This window comes from Streptomyces sp. NPDC057302 (assembly GCF_042667685.1).
Taxonomy (GTDB): Bacteria; Actinomycetota; Actinomycetes; order Streptomycetales; family Streptomycetaceae; genus Streptomyces.
Genome location: NZ_JBHUZJ010000069.1, coordinates 37,240 through 54,396, shown reverse-complemented (window position 1 = coordinate 54,396; position 17,157 = coordinate 37,240). Strand labels below are relative to the sequence as shown.

The following is a 17,157-nucleotide window of genomic DNA, read 5'->3' as shown; positions in this document are numbered from 1 at the left end:
CCGGTGCGGTGTGGCGGCCCTCGTCGGCAGTTGATGACGTCTGATGGCGCTCGATGGCGCATGTTTCACGTGAAACAGTGCGTTTCACGTGAAACACGCTCACGGGGAGCTCGGTCAGCCTGACGGGCCGCCGAAGATGCCTCCATCGCTGTTCCCACCGTCTTCGCCTGGTGGATCCGGCGTGGCCGGTGGCGACTGTCCACCGGTATTCCCTTCGGAGTCTCCGCCTTCCGAATTACCGCCGTTGTTGTTGCACTGCCAGTCCCAGTCGGCACAGGACTCACCGGGCTCGGGGCTGTCTGACGGACTCGGAGAAGGCCCCGTGTCCGAGGGGGTCGGCGAGGGAGTCTTCTCCGGCTCCTCGGTCTTCGACGGAGTCGGGCTCGGGGCGGGCGGCGGGGTCTCACCGACGACCTGGCCGATCGGCTCCGGGACCGGGAAGTTTTTCACGCGCTGGCCCTTCAGGGCCTGCTCCATGTAGTCCTTCCAGATCTGCGCGGGGAACGAGGCTCCGTGGATCTTCTCCTCGCCACCCGTGCCGAACATCTCCAGGAACTCTCGCTTCTTGTTCCCTTCGTTGTCGTCGAGCCGGTACATGCTGATCGCGGTCGACAACTGCGGGGTGTAGCCGACGAACCAGGCGGACTTGTTACCGTCGGTCGTACCGGTCTTGCCCGCCACTTGGCGGCCGCTCAGCTGGGCCGAGGTGCCTGTGCCCTTCTCGACGACGGTCCTGAGCACGTCGGTGACGTTGTCGGCGACCGACTTGTCGAAGGCCCGCTTGGGCGGCGCATCGTGCTGGTAGACCGTGTTGCCCTTGTGCTCGACCGTCTTGACCGAGTACGGATCGTTCTGCTCGCCGCTGGACGCGAAGGTGGAGTAGGCGCCGGCCATCCGGATCGCACTCGGCGATGACGTACCGAGAGAGAAGGACGGGTAATTGGCGCTGGCCAGGCTGTTCGCCTTGAGACCGGAGTCGACGGCCGCAGCCTTCACCTTGTCCAGGCCGACGTCCATGCCGAGCTGTACATAGGCCGAGTTGACGGACTCGCGCATCGCCTCACGGAGGTCGATCTGGTAGGTCGGCGGGTTGTAGCTCTGGTCACCGTCGTTGGTCTGCAGCCACTCCTTGCCTTCCTTGTCCTTCCAGATGCTGCCGTCGTAGTTCTCGATCTTGAGCTTGTTCTTGCCGCTGTAGAGGCTCTTGGGGTTGACGATGGTGCGCTCGTCGGTCTGGTCCGGCGGCCCCCCCTTGTCGCGGGTGCCGTCCTTGAACGCCGCTGCCAGCACGAAGGGCTTGAACGTCGAGCCGACCTGCGCACCGGTCTGGTCCGCGTTGTTGGTGAAGTGCTTGGTCGCGTCCTCACCACCGTAGATGGCTTCGATCGCGCCATCCTCCGGGTTCACGGAGGCCCCACCGAACTGGACGTGAGTGTCCTTGTCCGGCCGCTGCTTGGGTTTGATCTTCGCCTTGCGGACCTTCTCCACGGACTTCTCGAGCTTCTTGACCTTGTCCCTGTCGAAGGTCGTGTGGATCTCGTAGCCACCCTGCTGGAGGTCGTTGGCCGTGATCTTGCCGTTGCTGTTGTTGATCACGTAAGCCTTGGCCAGGTCGACCAGATAACCGACCTGCCCGCCCAGCTGAGCGTTGGAGCGGGGATTCTCCAGCTTCGGGAAGTCGTCGTACTTGCTGCGGGTCGCGGCGGTCAGGTGACCGTCCTTGACCTCCTCGTCGAGGATCCACCGCCAGCGCTTCGTGGCCCGGTCTCTGTTGGCCTGCGGCGAGGCAGCGGGGTCGACCTCAGGGGAGCCCGCCGGGTCGTAGTAAGTAGCGCCCTTCAGCACCGTCGCCAGGAGCGCGCACTGGCTGGGGTCCAGCTCGCTGGCGTCCTTGTCGAAGTAGGCGCGGGCGGCGGCCTGGATGCCGTAGGCACCACGGCCGTAGTAGGCGGTGTTGAGATACCCCGCCATGATCTTTTCCTTGGATTCCTGCCGGCCGACCTTTATGGAGATGAAGAGCTCTTTGAACTTACGCGTGAACGTCTGGGACTGGTCGCCGAGGCGCGCGTTCTTCACGTACTGCTGGGTGATGGTCGAGCCACCCTGGGTCTCGCCGCCCTTGGCCATGTTGACCACCGCACGCGCGATACCCATGGGGTCGACGCCCTTGTCGTCCTCGAACGACTTGTTCTCGGCCGAGATGACGGCGGTGCGCATCTCCTTGGGGATCTTGTCGAAGTCGATGATCTGGCGGTTCGTCTCACCGCCGGTCGCGACCATCTGCTTGCCGTCGTTCCAGTAATAGACGTTGTTCTGCGCCTTGGCCGCTTCGCCGACCTTCGGTACCTCCACCAAGGCGTACGCGATCCCCGTGACCGCCATCAGGCCGCCGAGGAACCCGACGAACAGGCCGGTGACCAGACGCCAGGACGGAACCCAGCGCCGCAGACCGTCCTTCTCCGCACGCGGGTAGTCGATGAAGCGCTTCTTACGGGGCTCATGGCCGCCACGGCCTCGACCGCGGCCGGGCCCGTTCGGGCCGCCACCACCACGCCGACCGCCGCCACCGGCGCCACCGCGCCCGGCACCGGCCCCGTCGGCCGCTCGGCGTCGGCCTCCGCCCGCACCGACAGCGCCACTGCGCTGCGCGGCACGGCGGGCCTCGGCGCGGCCGCCGTAGGAACGGTCCCCGTCGTCGGGGGCCCCCGTTCCGTGCGAGCCGGTTGAGGAAGTGGGCGATCCATTGGCGCCACGCGGTGCCGCGCGGCGACCCGACGACGCGCCTGGTGCGCCGCGTCTGGCCGCGGCGCGTCCGCCGCCCTGCGGCTGCGGCGGTTTGCGACGGTGCTCGCTCATCGAACGATTACTCCTCGGGCAGGCGCAGGTATCCGCGCCTGGAAACGGCGGCTGGTTTCCGGTCCCCCCGAAGTACGGATGCGCCCCTCTCAGCGCTCACCCGCACTACACCAGGGTCAACGACGCCCTCAGGCATCACTTGGTTCCCGGCGGTCTGCATGGCGCACAGACTACGCACCGTCAAAACCCCCTTAGGACCGAAGTTCACCCCAAATCAGGCAAGTTACTTCCTACGAATCGGTGATGTGACGCCGTTCACCGTTTCCCCCCTTGTCTCAGCAGGTGGGCCGTTCTATCGTCTCGATGTATCGAGTCGATACATCAGCTCGGCATAAAGTCCGTGTCGACAGACGCTGGCAGACGGGAGGCGAAGATGAGCAGACGCTCCGGCATCCTCGAGTTCGCCGTGCTCGGCCTGCTGCGCGAGTCCCCGATGCACGGCTATGAGCTGCGTAAACGACTCAATACGTCGCTGGGAGTGTTCCGCGCCTTCAGCTACGGGACGCTCTACCCCTGCCTCAAGACGCTGGTCGCCAACGGCTGGTTGATCGAGGAGTCGAGCGGCACCCCTGAGGAGGCCCTCGCGGCTCCCCTCTCCGGGCGCCGCGCCAAGATCGTCTATCGGTTGACGGCAGAAGGTAAGGAGCACTTCGAGGAGCTGCTCTCACAGACCGGCCCCGACGCGTACGAGGACGAACACTTCGCCGCCCGCTTCGCCTTTTTCGGCCAGACATCGCGGGACGTACGCATGCGGGTGCTCGAGGGGCGTCGCAGCCGCCTCGAGGAGCGTCTGGAGAAGATGAGCGCCTCCCTGGCCCGTACTCGGGAGCGCCTGGACGACTACACGCTTGAGCTGCAGCGGCACGGAATGGAGTCCGTGGAGCGCGAAGTGCGCTGGCTGAACGAGCTCATCGAGAGCGAGCGAGCGGGGCGCGACCAGCAACGGTCCGCCCCGGACGGCTCCGCTCAGCACGACAGTACATCTGGGGAGTCGGGCGGCCTGCCCCGGCGGCGGGAGAGCAACCCGCCGCCGGATCCGTCCGATGACACCGCCAAGTGAGGCCCCGCGGTCCGCAGGGTCTCATCCGGAATACACAGATCACACAGGGAGCAACCGGAATGGGTTCGGTTCGCGTAGCCATCGTCGGCGTGGGCAACTGCGCCGCCTCGCTGGTCCAGGGCGTCGAGTACTACAAGGACGCAGACCCGGACGCCAAGGTCCCGGGCCTGATGCACGTCCAGTTCGGCGAGTACCACGTCGGCGACGTCGAGTTCGTCGCCGCCTTTGACGTGGACGCCAAGAAGGTCGGCCTCGACCTCACGGACGCCATCGGCGCCAGCGAGAACAACACCATCAAGATCTGCGACGTGCCGAGCAAGGGCATCACCGTCCAGCGCGGCCACACCCTCGACGGCCTGGGCAAGTACTACCGCCAGACCATCGAGGAGTCCGACGAGACCCCGGTCGACGTCGTCCAGATCCTCAAGGACAAGCAGGTCGACGTCCTCGTCTGCTACCTGCCCGTCGGTTCCGAGGACGCTGCGAAGTTCTACGCGCAGTGCGCCATCGACGCCAAGGTCGCCTTCGTCAACGCTCTCCCGGTCTTCATCGCCGGCACCAAGGAGTGGGCCGACAAGTTCACCGAGGCGGGCGTCCCGATCGTCGGCGACGACATCAAGTCCCAGGTCGGCGCCACCATCACGCACCGCGTGATGGCGAAGCTGTTCGAGGACCGCGGTGTCCGTCTCGAGCGCACGATGCAGCTCAACGTCGGCGGCAACATGGACTTCAAGAACATGTTGGAGCGCGACCGCCTCGAGTCCAAGAAGATCTCGAAGACGCAGGCCGTCACCTCGCAGATCCGCGACCGCGAGCTGGGCGAGAACAACGTCCACATCGGCCCGTCGGACTACGTGGCGTGGCTCGACGACCGCAAGTGGGCGTACGTCCGCCTCGAGGGCCGCGCCTTCGGTGACGTCCCGCTGAACCTGGAGTACAAGCTCGAGGTCTGGGACTCCCCGAACTCGGCCGGTGTGATCATCGACGCCCTGCGCGCCGCGAAGATCGCCAAGGACCGCGGCATCGGTGGCCCGATCCTCTCCGCGTCCTCGTACTTCATGAAGTCCCCGCCGGTGCAGTACTTCGACGACGAGGCGTACGCCAACGTCGAGAAGTTCATCAAGGGCGAGGTCGAGCGCTAAAGCTCGCCACGTGAACGGCTGTTGAGGCTGTCGAGGGTCCCCGGGCAATGCGCCCGGGGACCCTCCTCGTATGTGAGGCTGTGCCCCATGGCTGTCGTCGGTGACCTGCGCGTACTGCTGCGCCTGCGGGACTTCCGACGGCTGCTCGCCGTGCGGCTGATCTCCCAGGGCGCGGACGGCGTCTATCAGGTGGCCCTCGCCACGTACGTCGTCTTCTCGCCGGAGAAGCAGACCTCGCCGGCCGCGATCGCCTCCGCGATGGCGGTGCTGCTCCTGCCGTACTCACTGATCGGGCCCTTCGCCGGCGTCCTCCTCGACCGCTGGCCACGCCGTCAGGTCTTTCTGTACGGCAACGTGCTGCGGGCCGGGCTCGCCTCGGTGACCGCGGTGCTGATGCTGAGCGACGTGCCGGACTGGCTCTTCTACGTCTCCGCGCTCTGCGTCACGGCCGTCAACCGGTTCGTCCTCGCCGGGCTCTCGGCGGCGCTGCCGCGCGTGGTCGACACCGAGCGCCTGGTGATGGCCAACTCCCTCTCGCCGACCGCGGGGACGCTGGCCGCGACCGTGGGAGGCGGTCTCGCGTTCGTCGTACGCCTGACGGGTTCCGACTCGGACGCGGTGGTGGTCCTGCTCGGGGCCGCCCTGTACCTCTGCGCGGCGCTGGCCTCGCTGCGAATGGCCCGCGAACTCCTCGGCCCGGATCCGGAGCTGCTGCGGCCCCGGCTCGGCGCGGCGCTGGCCGGTACGGCGCGGGATCTGGTGGCCGGGGTGCGTCATCTGTCGCAGCGGCGTCCTGCCGCCCGTGCGCTCCTCGCGATGACGTTCATGCGGTTCTGCTACGGCGCCCTGTCCGTCATGGTCCTGATGCTCTGCCGGTACGCCTGGTCGTCCTCGGAGTCCGACGGGCTCGCCCTGCTCGGGATCGCCGTGGGGGTCTCGGGGGCGGGCTTCTTCGCGGCGGCCGTGCTGACGCCCTGGGCGGTGAACCGGCTGACGGCCGGCGGCTGGATCGTCGTCTGCGCGGGCTCCGCGGCGGTCCTGGAACCGGCGCTCGCCCTCCCGTTCACCCCCGTCCCGCTGCTGATCGCCGCGTTCCTGCTGGGCCTGACGACCCAGGGAGCGAAGATCGCCACGGACACGGTGGTGCAGTCCTCGGTGGACGACAGCTTCCGTGGCCGGATCTTCTCGGTCTACGACGTCCTGTTCAACGTCGCTTTCGTCGGCGCGGCCGGGGTTGCCGCCCTGATGCTGCCGCCTGACGGGCGATCGGTTCCACTGGTGGTAACGGTGGCCGTTATCTACGCGGCAATTGCAGCCGCTATGGCCAGATTTGACGCACAGTAAGTGTCACATCAATGCCACAGAGCCTCCTTGGGCTACAGAGATGTCACCGCCTCCCTATAACTTACGGACGTCGTATCCGCGCCATCGCGCTTCCGTTCGAGGGGGACCCCCAAGTGACTACTCCGCCCCAGGGCCAGAATCCGTACGGCCAGGGCGTGCAGCCGCACCCCGGCCAGCCGGGACAGCCCGGCCAGCCCACCGTTCCGCAGCAGCCCTACCCGCCCTACAACCAGGGCGCCCCGGTTCCGCCTCCGGCAGCTCCGAGCGGTGGCCGGAAGGTCAGCAAGCTGGTCCTGCGGATCGGTGCCGTCATCGTCATCGGCATCGTCATCGCTGTCGTCAAGTGGCAGCTGGGCAAGAGCGACGCCGAGACCACCGCCGTCGGTGACTGCCTGCACAACAAGGGCACGCAGTCGCAGCCGGACATGAAGAACGCCGACTGCTCCTCCAGCGACGCCGATTTCAAGGTCGTGGAGAAGTTCGACGACACGAGCAGCGTCAGCAAGTGCCAGACGGTGAAGGGGACCGAGGTCGGCTACTACCAGACCGGCGGCGGCCACGACGTGGTGCTCTGCCTGAAGTCCGCGAAGTAGCGACGACGTAGCCGAAGGGGCACTGTTTCACGTGAAACAGTGCCCCTTCGCATATCCGGATCCGGTGCGATGTTTCACGTGAAACATCGCACCTGGCCCCCGCCTCACTCCTGTGCGGCCCACCACTCCTTGAGCGCCGCGATCGCCGCGTCACGCTCCATCGGCCCGTTCTCAAGCCGCAGCTCCAGCAGGAACTTGTAGGCCTGGCCGATCACCGGACCCGGCCGTACGTCCAGGACCTGCATGATCTCGTTGCCGTCCAGGTCGGGGCGGATCGAGTCCAGCTCCTCCTGCTCCTGGAGCCGCGCGATGCGCTCCTCCAAGCCGTCGTACGCACGCGACAGCGCGTTGGCCTTGCGCTTGTTGCGGGTCGTGCAGTCGGACCGCGTCAGCTTGTGCAGCCGACTGAGGAGAGGGCCCGCGTCGCGTACGTAGCGGCGTACGGCGGAGTCCGTCCACTCGCCCGTCCCGTAGCCGTGGAAGCGCAGGTGCAGCTCCACCAGGCGCGAGACGTCCTTCACGAGCTCGTTCGAGTACTTGAGCTCCGTCATCCGCTTCTTGGTCATCTTGGCGCCCACCACCTCGTGGTGGTGGAAGGAGACCCGGCCGTCGTCCTCGAAGCGCCGCGTCCGCGGCTTCCCGATGTCGTGCAGCAGCGCCGCGAGCCGCAGCGTCAGATCGGGCCCGTCCTCCTCCAGCGCCATCGCCTGCTCGAGAACGATCAGCGAGTGGTCGTAGACGTCCTTGTGACGGTGGTGCTCGTCACGTTCCAGACGCAGCGCCGGAAGCTCGGGCAGCACGTGGTCGGCGAGGCCCGTGTCGACAAGTAGAGCAAGTCCCTTCGCCGGGTTCGGCGAGAGGAGCAGCTTGTTCAATTCGTCACGGACCCGCTCCGCGGAGACGATGTCGATGCGCTCGGCCATCGCCTTCATCGCGGCGACGACGTCCGGAGCCACCTCGAAGTCCAGCTGCGCGGCGAACCGTGCCGCCCGCATCATCCGCAGCGGATCGTCGGAGAAGGAGTCCTCCGGGGTGCCAGGAGTGCGCAGGACACGCTCCGCCAGGTCCTCAAGACCGCCGTGCGGGTCGACGAACTCCTTCTCGGGGAGCGCGACGGCCATCGCGTTGACGGTGAAGTCACGGCGTACGAGGTCTTCCTCGATGGAGTCGCCGTACGACACCTCGGGCTTGCGCGAGGTCCTGTCGTACGCCTCTGACCGGTAGGTGGTGACCTCGATCTGGTAGCCGTCCTTCTGGCTGCCGACCGTGCCGAAGGCGATCCCGACCTCCCACACCGAGTCCGCCCACGGCCTGACGATCTTCAGCACGTCCTCGGGGCGGGCATCGGTCGTGAAGTCCAGGTCATTGCCGAGCCGGCCAAGGAGCGCGTCCCTGACCGACCCGCCGACCAGGGCGAGGGAGAACCCGGCCTCCTGAAAACGGCGGGCAAGGTCGTCCGCGACAGGGGACACACGCAGCAGTTCACTGACCGCGCGGCGCTGCACCTGACTCAGTGCGCTGGGATTTTCTTCATTGGCGTTCGGCACAACAGAAAAGGGTACGTGCCCCGGACGCCCCCAGCTGCCCGGTTTTCGACGGGGCCGCCGAGGCCGCGCGCCCCTCCCCGGCCAGGTCTTCCGATCATGTGGAGCAGTCCGCGGCACTTCGCCACAGCGCACCTCGTTACCATGCGTGGACGCACAACCGACGACCACTGACGACAACGAGGACGGGCAACGCGTGGCCGAGGCGGCAGACTTCCCGGGGACCAGTCCCTCACCTGCCCGCCGGTGGCTGCGGCGTACGGCAGCGTTGCTGGCTGGGGCCCCATTGCTGGCCGGCATGCTGCAGCTGTCGGCGGAGCCGACCGCGCACGCCGCGGCGCCGAGCGAGGAAGCAAGCGCGGCAGCAGACGCCACCGGTTCGAACACCGTCGACGTCTCGCTCAACAAACTCACACCCTCCGCCCCGTCGGACGGAGACACGCTCACCGTCTCCGGCACCGTCACCAACGAGGGCAAGCAGGCGGTGACGGGAGCCGAAGTCGGGCTGCGCCTGGGGCCGGTCCTGAACGGCCGGAGCCAGATCGACTCCGCCGCCAAGCGCACCGGCTACCAGCCGGGAACCGACGGCACGGAGGTCGGCGGCAAGTACGTCAAGAAGTTCTCCAAGCTCGCCCCCGGCATCCGTCAGGACTTCAGCATCTCCGTGCCGGTCAAGGCGCTGGACCTCGGCGCCGACGGCGTCTACCAGCTCGGCGTCTCACTCACCGGCCGGACCGCCACCCAGCCCTGGTCCCAGGTGCTCGGCTTCGAGCGGACCTTCCTGCCGTGGCAGTCGGGCGCCACCGGCACGAAGACCAGGACGACCTATCTGTGGCCGCTCATCTCCACCGCGCACCTCACGGCGGAGACCGGCTCGGACGAACAGCAGACGCCCGTCTTCACGGACGACGACCTGGCCAAGGAGCTCGCTCCCGGCGGTCGCCTGGAGCAGATGCTGTCCCTGGGCAGCGGCCTCGATGTCACCTGGGTCATCGATCCCGACCTGCTGGCATCGGTCGACGCGATGACGCGGAACTACCGGGTGCAGACCGCCGACGGCAAGAGCACCACCGCGGGCAAGGGCCAGGCGGTCGCCAAGGAGTGGCTCAACAAGCTCGAGCAGACCGTGAAGGAGAAGAAGGACAAGAAGGTCGTCGCGCTGCCCTTCGCCGATCCCGATCTGGCCTCGCTCGCCCACAACGGCAAGGCCGTCACCGGCTCCCTGGGCCAGCTCAAGGACGCCACCGACGCGGGGGCACTGGCCGTGGAGTCCATCCTCCACGTCAAGCCGCAGTCGGACTTCGCGTGGCCCGTGGACGGCGCCCTCGATCCGTCGATCGTCGATGTCTCCACCTCTGCGGGCGCCCACTCGGTGATCGCCCGCAGCGACAGCCTGCGCGAGGCCGCCGGGCTGCCGTACACGCCCAGCGCGGCCCGGCCCATCGGCGGCGGCACGACGGCCGTGGTGGCCGACGCACGCCTCTCCACGGCCTTCCAGGGCGACATGACGGGCGCCGAGAGCTCCACACTCGCCGTGCAGCAGTTCCTCGCCCAGAGCCTGATGGTCACGCTCCAGGATCCGGACAAGCAGCGGAGCATCGTCGTCGCCCCGCAGCGCATGCCGTCCGCCAGCCAGGCCCAGTCGATGGCGAAGGCGCTGACCGGCCTCTCCGACGAGCGCTGGTCGCAGCCGCAGGACCTGTCGGCGGCCGCGAAGGCGAAGCCGGATTCGGCGGCCAACACCCAGGTGCCTTCGGCCGGGGCCTACCCGGCGTCGCTGCGCAAGCAGGAGCTGCCGAAGTCGGCCTTCAAGTCGATTCAGAACACCCAGAACAAGCTCGACCGCTTCCAGACGATCCTCAGCGAGCCGGACCGCGTCATCACGCCCTTCGGGCGGGCCATAGACCGCGAGATGTCGACGTCCTGGCGGGGCAGGGGCGCCGAGGCAGCCACCTACCGCCAGGGCGTGGAGAACTACCTGACCACGCTCATCGACCAGGTGGCGCTGATCAAGAAGTCCGACGCGAAGCTCTCGGGGCGCAGCGCGACGATCCCGGTGACGGTGCAGAACAACCTGGTGCAAGGCGTCGACCACATGGTTCTGCGTCTGACCTCGGAGAACCCCACGCGCCTCAAGATCGACGACAGTGCCTACTCGGAACAGCCGGTCAAGATCGCGGGCGGGCACGCGCAGTCGGTGAAGTTCACCACCACGGCCAACGCCAACGGCCCGGTCCCGGTCTACGCCCAGCTCTACACCGAGGACGGCCAGCCGTACGGCAAAGCGGTCCGCTTCGACGTGAACGTCACCGAGATCACCCTCACGGTGATGCTGGTCATCGCGGGCGGCGTGCTGCTTCTCGTGCTCGCCGGATTCCGGATGTACACGCAGCGCAAGCGGGCCGCCCGGCAGCAGGCCGAGGAGGGCCCCGAGGACGGCCCGGACGGCGAGTCCGGCACGGAGTCAGGGGAGGACGACCCCGAGCAGCCGAGTGACCCGACACCGGACACCGCTCCGGAAAGCACCGACCCGTCGGACACGGGTGAGAGAGTGGACCGTTGAGCGATGTCGTGGCCGGTGGGCCCGGGGACGATGAGGTGGGGTAATCCATGAACGCGCCGTACGACGGTGACCGTGGCCAGGGCGCGGGCGGTTCCGGTCCCCCTGAGGACGGGCAGGTGCCACCCCAGCCTGCCCCGGACCTGTATCTCCAGGACGCCTACGACCAGGACCCCTACCGGGCACAGGACCTCGCCGCCCAGGACCCGGTGACGGAGGCGCTGTACGACCGCGCCGCGCACCCCCCGCCGCCTCCCGGTTACTACCAGGACCCTCAGCCGCTCTACGCCCAGCCGCCCTCCCCGCAGCACGCCCCCGACCCCCGCGTGTGGGCCCAGACCCCGGCCCCCGAACCCGAAGGCCCGACCCAGTACCTCCCGTACGGCGACGACGCCCGTACGACGCAGTTCGTGGGCGTCGACGACCTGGTCACCCAGGCCGGCGAGGAGCGCCACGAGCCGGACGCCTTCGCCCACCTCTTCCGGGACCAGCAGCCGGGCGGCTACCGCGAGCAGGCCGCCACGTATCAGCAGGGCGGCGGCTATCCCCAGGACGGCTACCCCCAGAACAACGGGTACCCCCAGGGCAACGGGTACCCGCAGGGCAACGGCTACCCGCAGCAGGCCGGCTACCAGCCGCCCGAGCCCCCGATGGTCCCGGCCCCGGCAGCTCCCCCGGCTCCCGCGCCGGCTCCGAAGTCGGGTGGCGGGGGTCGCGCGACGAGCGTGCTGAAGTCCAGTGCGGTGATGGCCGCGGGGACGATGGTCTCCCGGCTCACCGGTTTCGTACGCACCATGGTGATCACCGCGGCCCTCGGCGCCGCAACGCTCGGTGACGCCTGGACCGTCGCGTACACACTGCCGACGATGATCTACATCCTGACCGTCGGCGGTGGCCTCAACTCGGTCTTCGTGCCCCAGCTGGTGCGCGCCATGAAGGACGACAAGGACGGCGGCGAGGCCTACGCCAATCGCCTGCTGACCCTCGTCATGGTCGCGCTCGGCCTCATCGTCGCTCTGGCCGTCTTCGCCGCGCCGCTGCTGATCAAGCTCATGTCGACCCCCATCGCTAACAACCCGCCGGCCAACAACGTCGCGGTCACCTTCGCCCGCTACTGCCTGCCCACCATCTTCTTCATGGGCGTGCACGTGGTGATGGGCCAGATCCTCAACGCCCGCGGGAAGTTCGGCGCGATGATGTGGACTCCGGTCCTCAACAACATCGTCATGATCTTCACGTTCGGCCTGTTCATCTGGGTCTACGGAACGTCCGGTGACTCGGGCATGAGGGTCGAGTCGATCCCGGCGGACGGTGTCCGTCTCCTGGGCATCGGCACCCTACTCGGTCTGATCGTCCAGGCCCTGGCGATGATCCCGTATCTGCGCGAGACGGGCTTCCGGTTCCGGCCGCGCTTCGACTGGAAGGGCCACGGTCTCGGCAAGGCGGTCAAGCTCGCCAAGTGGACAGTGCTCTTCGTCCTCGCCAACCAGGCCGGTGTGCTCGTCGTCACCCAGCTGGCCACCGCCGCGGGCAAGGCCTCCGGCAGGGACGGTACGGGCATCATGGCCTACTCCAACGCCCAGCTGATCTGGGGCATGCCGCAGGCCATCATCACCGTCTCCGTCATGGCGGCCATGCTGCCGCGAATCTCCCGAGCGGCCCACGACAACGACCCCGGCGCGGTCCGCGACGACATCTCGCAGGGGCTGCGGACCTCCGCGGTGGCCATCGTCCCTGTGGCTTTCGCTTTCGTCGCCCTCGGCGTCCCGATGTGCACCCTGCTGTTCGCCTCCAGCGGCAGCCAGTCCGCCCAGTCCATGGGCTTCGTCCTGATGGCGTTCGGCCTGGGACTGATCCCGTTCTCGGTGCAGTACGTCGTCCTGCGCGGCTTCTACGCCTATGAGGACACCCGGACGCCCTTCTACAACACCGTCATCGTGGCTGCCGTCAACGCGGCGGCGAGCGCCCTCGCCTACGTTCTGCTGCCCGCCCAGTGGGCTGTGGTCGGCATGGCCGCCTCGTACGGCCTCGCCTACGCGGTCGGTGTCGGTGTCGCCTGGCGCAGGCTGCGCAACCGCCTCGGCGGCGATCTGGACGGCACTCAGGTCCTGCGTACCTACGCCAGGCTCGCCATGGCCTGCATCCCGGCAGCGATTCTCGGCGGCGCCGCCGCCTACGGGATCCTCAAGGCTCTGGGTGACGGCGCAGGCGGCTCCCTCATCGCTTTGGTGGTCGGCGGGATCATCCTCGGAGGCGTCTTCTTCGTGGCCGCCCGAAAGATGCGGATTGCGGAGCTCAATTCCATGGTCGGGATGGTCCGCGGCCGTCTCGGACGGTGAGATACAGGGGTTCGCACAACCATCACCGGCCACCGCGTGTCGTGCATAGCGCCGGACTGTGGGCACAATTGGGTTTGGCGTCTGACGAAGCGCGATGGATGGGGAGGCAGGAACGACGGTGGCGGAACGGAGCACGGCTGCCGTCGACGTGGCAGACAACAGCGGCGATGAGCCGCTGACCGCGAAGGCGGACGAGGCCACGGCCGACGGGGTGGCCCAGACCCGGGAGCGGGAAACGGCAGAAGAAGGCGCGGCGGAGACCGGTGAGCCCACAAGCCCGGGGGCGGCATCACCCCCCGAGCTGCACAGCGGTCACAAGCTGGCCAGACGCTATCGACTCGAAGAGTGCGTCACCCGTCTGGACGGTTTCAGCAGCTGGCGTGCGGTGGACGAGAAGCTCCGCCGGGCCGTCGGCGTGCATCTGCTGCCGGCCGACCATCCGCGGGCACGATCGGTACTCGCCGCGGCACGCTCGTCGGCGCTGCTCGGCGACCCCCGCTTCGTACACGTCCTGGACGCGGTCGAGGAGAACGACCTCGTCTACGTGGTGCACGAGTGGCTGCCCGACGCCACGGAACTCACCGCGCTGCTCGCTGCGGGCCCTCTCGAGGCGCACGACGCGTACCAGCTCGTCAGTCAGGTCGCCCAGGCCATGGCGGCCGCCCACCGTGAAGGTCTCGCCCACCTGCGGCTGACCCCGAGCGCGGTGCTGCGGACGTCCTCAGGTCAGTACCGCATCCGCGGCCTCGCCGTGAACGCGGCGCTTCGCGGCATCAGCTCCGACACCCCGCAGCGCACGGACACCGAGGCGGTCGGCGCGCTGCTGTACGCCTCGCTGACCCAGCGCTGGCCGTACGAGGACGACGCGTACGGCCTCTCCGGGCTGCCCAAGGGCGTCGGCCTGATCGCCCCCGAGCAGGTGCGCGCAGGCGTGCACAGGGGCCTCTCCGAGCTCGCCATGCGCGCTCTCGTGAACGAGGGGGCGACAGCCTCCCGCCAGGAGCCGCCGTGCACGACGCCGGAGGAGCTGGTGAAGGCGATCGGTGAGATGCCGCGCATCCGCCCGCCGGAGCCCGCGTTCACCGCACCGCCCGAGTATCAGCGCACGACCTACCAACAGGGCACCTACGGCCGCAACGCTCCCCGTCCCGGTGCCACCCAGCCGGTGCCGACCCCGCCACCCCCGCTGCAGAGCCGTACCGGAAAGGCCCTCAAGTGGGCCGTGTCCGCGCTGCTGATCGCGGCCTTGGGCCTCGGCAGCTGGCAGCTCGCGGACGCGTTGATGGACCGGGGCAAGTCAGAGGACCCCGGCAGCTCGGACACGACCGACGAGGGCGACAAGAACAAGCCGAAGCCCACGCACCCGATAAAGATCGCGAATGGCCAGGAGTACGTGCTGGAGGGCGAGGCCCAGGATCTTCAGGGCGTCCGTAACACGTACGACGGCGACGACTCGACGTACTGGCGGTCCAACAGCTTCATAGAGGGTCCCAAGCTGGCCCCCTACAAGCCGGGCGTCGGCATCGTGTACGACCTCGGCAAGGAGCAGGACGTGTCGGCCGCGTCGCTCGGGCTGCGCTACGGCGGTGACCACACGACGGTCGAGCTGTACGCCACGGACTCGATGTCCTCGACGACCCCCCCGAGCTCGATGAAGAAGATCGGGACGGTCTCGACCTCGGGCCAGACCGCGAAGATCAAGGCGAAGAAACCGGTCAAGTCGCGGTACGTACTGGTCTGGCTCACCGATGTGCCGAAGTCACCGCGGGATGAGTACAGCAGCGCCGGGTACAAGCAGGCCATCACGGATGTGAAGTTCACGGGCTGAGGGTCAGGCTCACCGGGGGAGGGGGTTCGACGGTGGACGACACCACGCACGGCGAGATGAACGACCAGGACCTCCTGGCCCGCCATGTGGCAGGGGACAAGGACGCCTTCGGCGAGCTCGTCCGGCGCCACCGCGACCGCCTGTGGGCCGTGGCCCTGCGCACGCTGGGCGACCGCGAGGAGGCCGCTGACGCCGTCCAGGACGCTCTGGTCTCCGCCTACCGTGCCGCGCACACCTTCCGCGGGCAGTCGGCCGTGACGACGTGGCTGCACCGGATCACCGTGAACGCCTGCCTCGACCGTGCCCGCAAGGCGTCGTCCCGGAAGACCTCTCCCATCGACGACACCGAGCGACTGGAGCAGCTCCTCGAGCCGCACGAGTCCGCGGCGGCCCCCGTCGAGCGCGGCGATCTGCACCGCGAGCTCGTCGAGGCGCTGGGCACCCTGCCGCACGACCAGCGCGCCGCCCTCGTCCTGGTGGACATGCAGGGCTACCCGGTCGCTGAAGCAGCCCAGGTGCTGGAGGTGCCCACCGGCACCGTGAAGAGCCGCTGCGCACGCGGCAGAGCCAGACTCCTTCCGCTGCTCACCCACCTGCGCACGGAGCCTCGTACGCAGCGCGGAGACAGCGACGACGACAAGGACGGCAAGAAGTCGGGCCCGGGAAGGAACCGGACGCAGGGGACATCCGTCCCACCTGCAGCGGGACCACGGGATGCGGGACCAAGCGATTCAGCTGCTGCGAAGGGCGGAGGTGGGCGAGCGTGACAACCACGACCGACTCGGCCGGGCACCCAGAAGTCGCTGAGATCTCCGACCTCACGGAAGGACTGCTCCCCCCGTCCCGAACCATCGACGTGCGACGGCACCTGGACGACTGCTCGCTCTGTGCCGATGTCTACGCATCCCTGGAGGAGATCCGCGGCATGCTCGGCACGCTGCCGGGGCCGCCCCGGATGCCTGCGGACATCGCCGGACGCATCGACGCGGCACTGGCCGCGGAAGCTCTGCTGGACTCCATCGCGCCCGGCTCCGTCGGGTCGACCGACCTGGAACCGATGCCCGAGCCAGCGGCAGCTGTGCGTGTTTCACGTGAAACAACGCCCGCCGCAGCGGGATCCTCCGAGCCGTCCGAGTCATCGCGCACCCACGCCTCCGGTCCGCCCTCAGACAGGCCCGCAGGACACCCCCGTGCCGCCACAGGACCTGGACGCGGAAGCAAGACGCGCGGCAGCCGTCGGCGCAACGTCGTACTCGGTGCTGTCTTCACCGCGGCCGCCATCGGTCTCGGCTCCTTGCTGATGCAGAACATGGGCGGCGACTCGGGCGGCACGGGCGACACGCCACCGGGCCACACCGACTCCGCGCACACGTTCTCCGAGGGCACGCTCAAGGGCCAGGTGACCGATCTGCTCACCGAGACGCCCACCAAGGCGCCCGACTCCGGCAGCGAAGAGCCGTCCTTCGGCGTCCGCTCCAGCCCGGAGTCCCCGAAGGACAAGAACGTGCCGAAGCGTGAGTCCACCGTCACCGTCCCGCAGTGCATTCAGCTCGGCATCGGCGACAGGACGCCGCTCGCCGCCGAAGAGGGCACCTACAAGGGGAAGGACGCCTACCTCGTCGTGGCGTCCCATGACTCCGACAGCACGAAGGTCTCCGCGTACGTCGTGGACGCCACGTGCGTGGACAAGGCCTCGTCGGCCACCGCTGCGGGCAAGGTACTGCTGACCACCTCCTACGCGCGGCCCTGACCGTTCCTCGTCGCGACAGGAGAATCGGCCCAGCGTGGCATCCTGACGGTCCCTGACATGCTCCGTGCGCTCGGACACGTCGGGAATGCATGCCCCGTAGGATCCGTTGGGTGGGGTGAGAGACCTGATACAGGCACCCAC

11 protein-coding genes are annotated in these 17,157 nt (G+C 68.3%); 9 read left to right on the top strand and 2 right to left on the bottom strand.

Translation table 11 applies throughout. The features are described from left to right. Nucleotides 1–114: 114 nt before the first annotated feature. Complete coding sequence (locus tag ACFUPX_RS33910) at nucleotides 115–2,856, bottom strand: transglycosylase domain-containing protein (protein WP_383331597.1); 2,742 nt, start codon at nucleotides 2,854–2,856, stop codon at nucleotides 115–117. 373 nt (nucleotides 2,857–3,229) lie between these two features. Here ACFUPX_RS33910 and ACFUPX_RS33905 point away from each other — a divergent pair, with 373 nt between their 5' ends. The 4 genes from ACFUPX_RS33905 (at nucleotide 3,230) to ACFUPX_RS33890 (ending at nucleotide 6,995) form a co-directional block, all read left to right on the top strand. Further along, nucleotides 3,230–3,916, top strand: coding sequence for a PadR family transcriptional regulator (locus tag ACFUPX_RS33905; protein ID WP_383331594.1), 687 nt, complete (start codon nucleotides 3,230–3,232; stop codon nucleotides 3,914–3,916). A gap of 59 nt (nucleotides 3,917–3,975) precedes the next feature. Further along, complete coding sequence (locus ACFUPX_RS33900; RefSeq protein WP_383331591.1) at nucleotides 3,976–5,058, top strand: inositol-3-phosphate synthase; 1,083 nt, start codon at nucleotides 3,976–3,978, stop codon at nucleotides 5,056–5,058. A gap of 87 nt (nucleotides 5,059–5,145) precedes the next feature. Continuing rightward, a complete protein-coding gene (locus ACFUPX_RS33895; protein ID WP_383331588.1) occupies nucleotides 5,146–6,402 on the top strand; it encodes an MFS transporter in 1,257 nt (418 codons plus the stop codon). 113 nt (nucleotides 6,403–6,515) lie between these two features. Further along, the gene (locus tag ACFUPX_RS33890) at nucleotides 6,516–6,995 is read left to right on the top strand and encodes a hypothetical protein (protein WP_383331585.1); all 480 of its coding nucleotides are present in this window, start codon (nucleotides 6,516–6,518) and stop codon (nucleotides 6,993–6,995) included. Nucleotides 6,996–7,099: 104 nt separating this feature from the next. Here ACFUPX_RS33890 and ACFUPX_RS33885 read toward each other — a convergent pair whose 3' ends face one another. After that, nucleotides 7,100–8,542, bottom strand: a complete 1,443-nt coding sequence (locus tag ACFUPX_RS33885) for a CCA tRNA nucleotidyltransferase (RefSeq protein WP_383331582.1) — start codon at nucleotides 8,540–8,542, stop codon at nucleotides 7,100–7,102. A 193-nt stretch (nucleotides 8,543–8,735) separates the two neighbouring features. Between ACFUPX_RS33885 and ACFUPX_RS33880 the strand changes: the two genes are divergently transcribed. The 5 genes from ACFUPX_RS33880 (at nucleotide 8,736) to ACFUPX_RS33860 (ending at nucleotide 17,016) form a co-directional block, all read left to right on the top strand. Then, nucleotides 8,736–11,102, top strand: a complete 2,367-nt coding sequence (locus ACFUPX_RS33880; protein ID WP_383331608.1) for a DUF6049 family protein — start codon at nucleotides 8,736–8,738, stop codon at nucleotides 11,100–11,102. A 47-nt stretch (nucleotides 11,103–11,149) separates the two neighbouring features. Beyond that, complete coding sequence (gene murJ / locus ACFUPX_RS33875; protein ID WP_383331579.1) at nucleotides 11,150–13,438, top strand: murein biosynthesis integral membrane protein MurJ; 2,289 nt, start codon at nucleotides 11,150–11,152, stop codon at nucleotides 13,436–13,438. 118 nt (nucleotides 13,439–13,556) lie between these two features. Beyond that, nucleotides 13,557–15,266, top strand: coding sequence for a protein kinase family protein (locus ACFUPX_RS33870; protein ID WP_383331576.1), 1,710 nt, complete (start codon nucleotides 13,557–13,559; stop codon nucleotides 15,264–15,266). Between the two features lie 56 nt (nucleotides 15,267–15,322). After that, nucleotides 15,323–16,033 (top strand): RNA polymerase sigma factor SigM, encoded by a 711-nt coding sequence (sigM, locus tag ACFUPX_RS33865; RefSeq protein ID WP_383331606.1) that lies wholly within the window; start codon nucleotides 15,323–15,325, stop codon nucleotides 16,031–16,033. Continuing rightward, nucleotides 16,030–17,016, top strand: coding sequence for an anti-sigma factor family protein (locus ACFUPX_RS33860; RefSeq protein ID WP_383331573.1), 987 nt, complete (start codon nucleotides 16,030–16,032; stop codon nucleotides 17,014–17,016). The genes sigM and ACFUPX_RS33860 overlap by 4 nt, the downstream gene beginning before the upstream one ends. The last annotated feature ends 141 nt before the right edge of the window (nucleotides 17,017–17,157 follow it).

Coding starts and splice junctions, on each gene's coding strand:
- ACFUPX_RS33910 (WP_383331597.1), bottom strand. CDS start 2,856: ATGAGCGAGCACCGTCGCAAACCGCCGCAGCCGCAGGGCGGCGGACGC.
- ACFUPX_RS33905 (WP_383331594.1), top strand. CDS start 3,230: ATGAGCAGACGCTCCGGCATCCTCGAGTTCGCCGTGCTCGGCCTGCTG.
- ACFUPX_RS33900 (WP_383331591.1), top strand. CDS start 3,976: ATGGGTTCGGTTCGCGTAGCCATCGTCGGCGTGGGCAACTGCGCCGCC.
- ACFUPX_RS33895 (WP_383331588.1), top strand. CDS start 5,146: ATGGCTGTCGTCGGTGACCTGCGCGTACTGCTGCGCCTGCGGGACTTC.
- murJ (WP_383331579.1), top strand. CDS start 11,150: ATGAACGCGCCGTACGACGGTGACCGTGGCCAGGGCGCGGGCGGTTCC.
- sigM (WP_383331606.1), top strand. CDS start 15,323: ATGAACGACCAGGACCTCCTGGCCCGCCATGTGGCAGGGGACAAGGAC.